The sequence below is a fragment of the Prevotella sp. HMSC077E09 genome, from assembly GCF_001814685.1.
GTDB lineage: Bacteria > Bacteroidota > Bacteroidia > Bacteroidales > Bacteroidaceae > Prevotella > Prevotella oris.
In genome coordinates this window covers 1,118-9,934 of the sequence record NZ_KV817571.1, presented here as the reverse complement: position 1 = coordinate 9,934, position 8,817 = coordinate 1,118, and the positions used below count along the sequence as shown (strand labels likewise).

Genomic DNA, 8,817 nt, shown 5'->3' with positions numbered 1-8,817 from the left:
TCTATATCAACAGACAGAAGACAAAGGCAGACGGAAGGACTACCATTCTCTGCCGTATTACCATAGATGGGAAGAGTTCCGCCATAACCACAGGCGAGGAATGCCTGCTGGCAGAGTGGAATGCCAAACAAGGACAGACTACCGACAAAAGGATAAACAAAAAGCTAACAGTGTTCAGAGAACTTGTAGAAAATACTTATCGGGATTTGCTCGTAAGTGATGGAGTGGTAGGCGTGGAACTTATCAAGAACCGCTTGCAAGGTATTGCCATCCATCCGACAACGTTGCTTGCCATGAGCAAGACGGAATTGCAATCCGTCAAAGAGTGCGTGGGTAAATCAAAAGCAGAAAGCACGTACCAAAATCTTTGCTATTCCGACAAGCTGTTATGCGAGTTTGTCAAGGATAAAGGTGTCAAGGATATACCTGTAACCATCATTACGGAAGATTTGTTTGAAGAATATCGTTTCTTTCTTAAAAAGCAAGGGTTGGCAGCTGCAACCATCAACCGCTATCTTTGCTGGCTAAGTAGGTTGATGTACCGTGCGGTCAGGCAAAGGGTTATTCGTTGTAATCCCTTTGAAAATGCCAAGTACGAGAAAACGGAACAGAAGATACGCTTCCTGCAAAAGAGTGATGTGGCCAAGCTCATGGCTTTGAAAGTAAACGACAAGGAGGCAGAACAGGCAAGGCGAATGTTCATCTTCGCTTGCTTTACAGGCTTGGCTGTTTCCGACATGGAATGCCTGCAATATGGACATATCCAAACGGCAGCGGACGGGCAGAAGTATATCCGCAAGGAACGGCAGAAGACAAAGGTGGAGTTTGTCGTGCCCTTACATCCGATAGCGGAAGCCATCATCGAACATTGCAAGGCTGAACAGGAAAGAAATGGAGGAATAATGCAATCGGTGAAAGAAAAAGGTGAAACTGAAACAAGGACAGATTACCTTGTCTTTCCCTGTGATAGCAGCCGAAGCGTAATGAGTGCAAAGCTAAGCATTGTGGGCAAAGCTTGCGGCATTAGAGAGCGGTTATCCTACCATATGGCACGACATACGTTCGGCACGATGAGTCTGAGTGCTGGCATTCCCATAGAGAGCATTGCCAAGATGATGGGACACGCATCTATCGCCAGCACACAAACCTATGCGCAAGTAACCGATAATAAGATTTCGGAGGACATGGACAGGCTCATCGCCAAGTACAAGGCTAAGGACAAAAATATGGAAAATGCAGATGTGGAAGCAGCAACAAACACTAAGACAATACCATTGGTTGTCAGTTCAAATGAAAGAAAGGAGGAGGCGGTATGAAAGCAATCAATACTCACAAAAAAAGCACGCATAACCAATCAGCGCAGTTACCTTGATTGGGGAGACAATATGCATGTTGTCCGAAAAGAAAACGGAGGCATTACCATGACGGAGGGCGAACTCGTGAGGTTCTTCGGTGTAATGTGGATGAAGCTCAATCGCAGACTGCATACGCAGATGCCCCCTAACCTACACCCCGAAGAAAGGAATGCAGGCGAAGAGGAAGTTCTTGGCAATGGACAGTTTCGGGGAGCACCGCTCTATCCGTCCAATAAAAGTGTGTAAGCCCATTATTTTATATCTTTGTTGCATGAAGTTACGAAAAGAGTGTAATTTATAGGAAATGAGTGTAGGTTAATCGCTCTTGATAGTAATAGGTTACGATTTAGTTAGTTATCTACTGCATTATCCTTCTGCGCTTTGCGTAACCTTCAAAGAACTCTTTACTGCAAAGATAAGACTAAAACCCGAACCATAGAATAAGTTTTTCATATATTTTCTCGATTAATGCATTTGTATTTTAGATTTAATATCTCGTGATTATTGTTGTTTGATATCTTCCAGTAACTTATTAAGTATTTTTATCCTATTATCAATCTTACTAACTTCACATTGCCATATAATTATAACTTTCCAGCCGAGTTTTATAAGTAAATCGGAATTTTTATCATCACGTAATTTGTTGTTTGATATTTTTTCCTTCCAAAAATCTATATTTGAGGATGGTAATTTCCCCTTTTTACAATTATGTCCATGCCAAAAACATCCGTTTATAAATATTACTGTTTTATATTTAGGTAAAACTATATCAGGTTTACCTGGCAATGTTTTGACATTAATACGATATCTGAATCCTTTTGAAAATAAAAACTTACGAACTAAAATCTCCGGTTTTGTGTTTTTTCCGCTGATTTTAGACATAATATCCGATCGTTTTTGAGAAGAGAAAATATCAGACATTGTGTTACTTAGCTTGTAATCTCAACCATTCGGATTCATTTAATCCTACACGGGACAACTGCGCACAATAATTGTTCACAATACGTTGTGCTTGCATTTCTTTTAAGTCCACTACCCACTCATAAGTTTCTCCATAGGAAGAATAGAATACATATTTGTCCTCCTTTTTTGATGCTTGAATAATTGTAGCACCTTCTTTCGGCTTGAACTTCATTGTTTTTATTGCAAACGAAGATTTATTTGTAAATAATTTTGATCCATTATTCACAATTAGCGGATATTCGCCTCTTTCCTCTAAAGGTAAAAACAGGAACCGTCTTTCCTCCTTAATTCTCACCGAATCGCATCTTTGCTGAATACAAACATAATACCTGTCTACAGATTTTATAACTGTTCCAAGTGTTAATATAGGAGCCTCAATTGCAGGATGAAATATATTTTTATGATGCGTTAAAATGGCAAACTCCACATTCGATTTATTTACATCAATACCATCATAAGCAAATAACTCTATAGTATGTGATTCTAATTTCTTCTCCTCTCCAATAGACATATCTTTTTTGGAAGCTTCTTTATACTTATCTTTAAGTCGAGATTGCTCAGAACTTAACATCGTTTTTAAAAGCTCTCTCGATTTGTCAATAGAGACTCCATTTATATTTATCGATTTATCTTTAATACGGTTTTCAATCCAGTTGTCAATCCAATCCTTTGTATCAATATTTGTCGTCTCCAATAATTCCGAAATAGCTTCGCCAAATATTTTTATCAATAGTCCCTTAGCTTCGGAGGTATTTTCCAATAATATTTTGTGGCCGAGATATGCTGGGTCCAATTGGGGAGAAAAGACGCTTAACATTCTGGATGTATTATTTCTTATTGCCGATATCGATGATAAAGCAAAATTAGACAATAAACCATTGGTCATGTCTGCAAATTCTTCAACAATCAAAGTCGGAAGACTTTCATACGATACTATTTTGTCTTTCAACTCCTTATTATATTTAAATTGTGTTTCCGAATTTTGGCTTTTAGCTCGAACTAATATTCTAGAATTTAAAGATCGAATAACGCAATCTTCTTTACAAGAATCAGTCTGACCAATTTTCTGATAAATACTGTCTGTAATATCAAATAAATTAGTTTCTCCTGTATACACGATTATCAATTTCAACTTCTCATTTTGTGATAATAAATCAGATATTAATTCCAATGTAAACTCTCCACGTGGTTCGTCATTATCTACATCTGCATCGAGATCTTCAACTTGGTTCTCCTCCTTTTTTATATCTAAATACCAATCTAAAATGACAACATCTGCTTTATTTAGTATAGTATTGTAACTATTAACATCAGAAATGGATTTGGGTGCATATATAGCACAGATTTTTCCAGATTGTGCAAATACATTCGATACATCTAATGCGCTAAATGCATTGTTAGTAATATCATTCTTATATGCTTTGTCATCAATAAAGACAATATTTTGTATAAAGTTGTTTGCAATCTCTTTCGATTGCTTAATAAATCTGTCAGCCATATTTTTATTGCATTTTTTGAATTTTAAAAGTAACTGTAGAGCCTTCCTTAGGTTGTACCAGAGATAGATCATAGTTCTCTGCATTCAAGACCTCTTTACTGATACTCAATCCTAATCCTCTTCCACTGGGTTTTCTGGAAAATCTCAATTCAAAGATTCGTTCCTTATCTTGGGGTTTTATTTCAATACCATTATTGGAAATATATACTCCCGAATCATCCGCATGTAGCCGAATTATTTTTTCAGGAATATCACTTTGTTTCATCCAATAGATAGCATTATCAATGATATTCACAAATACAGGATAAAATGTAGAACGAAATCCATGTATTTTTCGACCTGCGAAACCTTTTGTATGTTTAAAAGCTATATTATGTCGTTCAAGACGAGACTTGAACAAATCTATTAAAAATGTTTTAACATCCAATAAAGAGATATCTTCCCTACGCCGATTCAACCGCCGGTTTAGCGGGGTAAACAAATTTAGATAGCCGTCCAAATGCTCGAAATTTACCTTGATATTTTTATATATTCCTTCCAATTTGATGTCTACATCCGACCATGCTTTTAGATCTTTCAGACTATGTCGAATCGAATTCACCGTACCGTTGAATTCATGATGCAATATTCCGACAGCCAACCCTAATTGGCTTAATTCAATATCCGATTGTAATCGCTCCCGTAACTCCTCTAACTCTTCCGAAGTAGCTTCCGCTATTTGATCATTTGTAATTATTTGACCGTTTTCATTTTTCTCAATATAAAAACTTTCAAATTGCCGAATTATACGTTCCATAACATCCGTATTTCGACTGCTAATGGATTCTATTTCAGCTTCCATTCTCTTGCGTTCCGCTACCAAATCAAAATTCTCGGCTTTACTGGTTGCCAACGATTTAAACTGAACCTTAACGTTTCGTATTTGATTATCCAAATCGATTATCAGTTCATTCGTAAGTTCTTTAATCTTACGGGAGACATCGGAAACGACATCATTAGTTTCACTTTTCTTCTTCTTATTAAGAGACAAAGCTTCAGTTGAAATCAATTCCACCGCTTGCTCCAACCTCTTTCGCTTACTTATTTCCAGATTCAACTGTGCCGTATAATCATCGATTAGCTGATCAATATTTTCATTGATATTTTTAAATACCGTTTGTTCCAGAATTTTAAACTCATTAAGGTATGTATCAAAATCTGCTCTCATTGATTTTGACATCGCAAATCCTTTGGGACTTGTTACCGATATTCTTTTTTTATAATCGGCAACTTTTTGTCTCATGGCGAATTCCAGATCAATTATCTTCTGGCTTGCTTCATCCGCATCGTTAATGTATAAAACAGAATGTAAATCATTCCTAAAATTCGTAAGTAGCCCTTCCAGTTCGTTTTCGAATTTATGTTCCGTTAAACCGGCAAAAAAGATATCGAGCTCACGAGCAAATCTTTCCTTTTTCGATTTAGCTAATTTGTCCCGACGTTCAAGCGCGTTATGGTACGCATTGAACTCGTCTTTCTTCTGATTGAAAAATTCTGATTGTGCAGTTTTGTTTTTTTCGCTGAAAAAATCAGCGGCAAGTTGTACAAAGAAGTTCTTTAAAATTGCTTGAAGTTGACGATATGCTTTATTTTCAATAAAACCTTCGCGTCCGGCTTTCTCCACCAAACCGCTATGTTCTCGGTCCGCTATTTCAATAGCACCGAACATTCGTCGATAAGAAAAAAAATATGTTGATGCTCGTTTCGAACGATTTTTTTCAATATCCAGAAAATCATAATCGGAGTCCCCATACGGTAGAACTCGAATATTATCTCTATATATGTATAAACCTCCGAATTTATCTCCTTTGGCTTTAATTCTGGCATAATTTTCGACATCTACACGAGAACTTTTCAATTCTCCTTGTAAATACGCCAAGTTGATTTTAAACGGACCGCATTCGGTTTCTCTATAAGAGTTATCCCGCCAATTTACAATGTGATCGTATGTTTTTTCTCCATATATTTTTACTAATCCCTTAAATTGTCCGAATTCATCAAATCGCCCTTGAAAATGGTGATCTGCCAATTCAAATTCTTCTGTTGTAAAAAAATGTTCTTTATCTATGATGCTGACAAAACTTCCATCGTTCGTCCTATAGTCTCTAAATGAAATGTCAACGACGGGGAAAGGATGATCGGGGGTCATTGTATTGTGAAATCCCATCAACATTTTCTCGATTTTTGTAGCTTCGTCCGAATTGCCGTCTCCCTCTATATCGGAAATAATTGTATCGTAAACCGGGGAGATGAAAAATTGAGTTCCGCCGCAACCATTGGTTAATTCAAATCCTTGTTGTAGTTGTAAGGAAAGTTGGCATGGGTCAACTTGAAAGGACGTGATAGAACTTTTTATTTTTTCAAAATCCTTATCATCAATAAGTCCTTTTTGGTTTAATTTATCAAGGGATTGTATTACTTCATTTTTAATATTGTCAATATCGGCAGCATTCGGCATATGAGAGTATTCTCTTACCGGAATAACTATATCCTCCAAGTTAATCCCCGGCAACTCGAATATCTCCCAATTAATGAAAGCCACAACAATATCATATTCTTTAGATCTTAATTTTGCTTTCGATACAATCAAAACCTGACTTCCTATTGATGCAATAGCCAATCTTCCGATACCTTTTTCTCCCATGATAGGACGTCTTGGCTTTGATATGTCAATGGGCGGTAAACTGTTTTTTTTATTTGCCAATTTACTTTCGGTCCCGAGCGTAAGCCAACGAGTTTCAAATTCCTCTTTTGTCATACCGAGCCCGTCGTCGCGTAATACCAGCAGATTATTACATCGGAGAAAATCGATATCGAATTTATCCGCATACGCATCATGCGCATTTTTTATAAGCTCGTTAATGGCTGTAGGGATACCGGCAATTTGTTGTCGCCCCAATAAGTCGAGAGCTCTTGCCCGAGTTTTAAATTGTGCCATTGTTTTCCTGTGCTTTTATCGTTTCACCTAATCGCCGAGCATATTCACACGGAACAGCATTGCCGATTAATTTTGCCGTTGCGGCAATACTATTTGTTTTAAACACATAGGTTTTCGGGAATGTTTGCAATGTTGCACCTTCCCGTAAAGAAAGAGCCCGATCTTCTTCCGGATGTCCGAAACGTCCGTTTGAGATACTATAAAATTTAGTTGTAATAGTCGAAGCCGGTCGATGCCACCACATACGCCCGAATGTATCTTTAAAGCAATCGTCTTTTCCTACAAAGCAAGGTAATTGCAATTCCGGATCGTTTGCCCAATCAAGTCTGTTCCCGCCGTCGTGTTTGGTCTTTGCCAATCGTTTAAGGCATATATCACTTAATCTGGCAACCGTATGGTTAAACACACTACCGTCTTTATGTCCTGCGCTAACTTTGGGAAAACCGTTCCCTTCACCTAAATAATCGGCTAATACGGTCTCTTTATCGTCCGCTTTAGGTAAATGTATATTGACATTTTCCAATCGTGTTGCGATAAGAGAAAATCTTCGACGACTTTGAGGTACGCCGTAATGGCTCATATCTACAACCTTATAAACAGGATTTTTATATCCGAGGTTTTCCAATTTTCGTAGAAAATAAGGTAAAATACTATCTTTATTTGTGATTATACCCGGAACATTTTCCACTAATACATATCCCGGTCTATAATATTCGATGAACCGAGCAAAATTTTTTAATAAATCCTTCGATTTTAAAGCTTTATTCTTATCCGTATTAATTATACTGTAAAATTGGCAGGGACTACATCCTACCAAAATCAAAAAGTCGTCATTTTTCCGTATCCCGAATTTTCGCTCAAAATAATTGCTCCGTAAATTCTTTATATTAGTTTGAATGAAAACACTTCCGGGATTATTGTATTCATACGTTTCTTTGGCATCTTGATCAAAGTCCACACCTGCTATAACGTTAATCCCTGCCTGTCTTAAACCGAAAGTCATTCCGCCTCCTCCGCAGAAAAAATCGATTGCTTTATATTTGGATACTATCATATTGATTACACATTTGCGTAGAACAAAGTAATTCTTTAATATCAACTTTTAAAGTTTCGGCAATCGTCAGTAGTGTTTCTACCGAAGGCTGAACTTCGTTTGTACACCAACGAGAGACTGTCGATTCATTTTTACCTAATGCATGCGCCAACCATTTCCCGGTTTTACCTTGTTCCGCAAGCACTATTTTCAGTCGATTTATCCGCTTCATTTGCATAACTATTGCTATAATCTACAAATTTAATAAAGATAGTCCGAATGACAAAATGATTAGCGTGTTTTTATAATTATAATAATAAATATTACCAATATAAACATAACAACATTCCGTAAAATCGGTTTTTGTCTGTCAACACACCATCGCCCAAAAGGATTTTGAACGAACGTGTGCCGACTACTGCATAAGCGGAGAAAAGGGCTTTGCCTCACGCCTAAACAACAGTTTAGACTGATGAGGCAAGGCCCATTTCTTTTGTGCTTATGCCAAAGAGGTGCTTTTACGGTTTTTCAGATGATTTTTCTTTTTTGCTGTTCCTTTGAGCCGAAAGCGGAAAGCCGTGTATGACCGCCCGATCTGACACGTCTGGCCAGACAGATAAAGCCATACTTCCTTGCAGGTGGTTTGCCCAGTTTCACGCAACTGGCTATGCTCTTTTTGTTGGGGGGGTACTTTTTTCACGGATTTCTCTTTTGAAGTTTTCTATCTAATCTGCCTCTACTTCCGTTTACCTCCATTTTCGCGCCTTTCAGTGAGCCACATCAGACAGTCATTTTCGTTCTGGGCGTAAAGGTAACTCCGGGATTTGACGGGAAAGCAAGGCCAAGCCTCCTATCTTCGGGAAAAATCTCCAGCCCTGCGGGTAGTATTTTCCCGAAAAACCTTGCATTCCCTAATCCCTACCTTTTTAAGCACCCGAAACGAAAACGGCTGGACCCAAACAAGTCAAACTTAAAATAAGATAGAGTGATG

At 37.7% G+C, this 8,817-nt stretch carries 7 protein-coding genes; 2 read left to right on the top strand and 5 right to left on the bottom strand.

Annotation, left to right across the window (positions count from 1 at the left end; all coding sequences use genetic code 11):
* Both HMPREF2983_RS07640 and HMPREF2983_RS07635 read left to right on the top strand, forming a co-directional pair.
* Positions 1-1,316, top strand: a 1,316-nt coding sequence (locus tag HMPREF2983_RS07640; RefSeq protein ID WP_070667606.1) for a site-specific integrase, incomplete at its 5' end; no start/stop codon positions are given.
* A 69-nt stretch (positions 1,317-1,385) separates the two neighbouring features.
* Positions 1,386-1,601, top strand: coding sequence for a hypothetical protein (locus HMPREF2983_RS07635; protein WP_070667605.1), 216 nt, complete (start codon positions 1,386-1,388; stop codon positions 1,599-1,601).
* A 255-nt stretch (positions 1,602-1,856) separates the two neighbouring features.
* Here HMPREF2983_RS07635 and HMPREF2983_RS07630 read toward each other — a convergent pair whose 3' ends face one another.
* Genes HMPREF2983_RS07630 through HMPREF2983_RS07610 form a run of 5 tightly spaced genes read right to left on the bottom strand, consistent with a single transcriptional unit; the run spans position 1,857 to position 8,058 of the window.
* Positions 1,857-2,276, bottom strand: coding sequence for a very short patch repair endonuclease (locus HMPREF2983_RS07630; RefSeq protein WP_070667604.1), 420 nt, complete (start codon positions 2,274-2,276; stop codon positions 1,857-1,859).
* A gap of 4 nt (positions 2,277-2,280) precedes the next feature.
* Complete coding sequence (locus HMPREF2983_RS07625; RefSeq protein ID WP_070667639.1) at positions 2,281-3,816, bottom strand: response regulator receiver domain; 1,536 nt, start codon at positions 3,814-3,816, stop codon at positions 2,281-2,283.
* Between the two features lie 4 nt (positions 3,817-3,820).
* Positions 3,821-6,793: an ATP-binding protein gene (locus HMPREF2983_RS07620; protein WP_070667603.1), complete on the bottom strand. Its 2,973-nt coding sequence runs from the start codon at positions 6,791-6,793 to the stop codon at positions 3,821-3,823.
* Positions 6,780-7,847 (bottom strand): DNA cytosine methyltransferase, encoded by a 1,068-nt coding sequence (locus HMPREF2983_RS07615; protein ID WP_070667602.1) that lies wholly within the window; start codon positions 7,845-7,847, stop codon positions 6,780-6,782. Before HMPREF2983_RS07615 ends, HMPREF2983_RS07620 begins: the two co-directional genes overlap by 14 nt.
* Complete coding sequence (locus tag HMPREF2983_RS07610) at positions 7,828-8,058, bottom strand: helix-turn-helix transcriptional regulator (protein ID WP_070667638.1); 231 nt, start codon at positions 8,056-8,058, stop codon at positions 7,828-7,830. Before HMPREF2983_RS07610 ends, HMPREF2983_RS07615 begins: the two co-directional genes overlap by 20 nt.
* Positions 8,059-8,817: the final 759 nt, after the last annotated feature.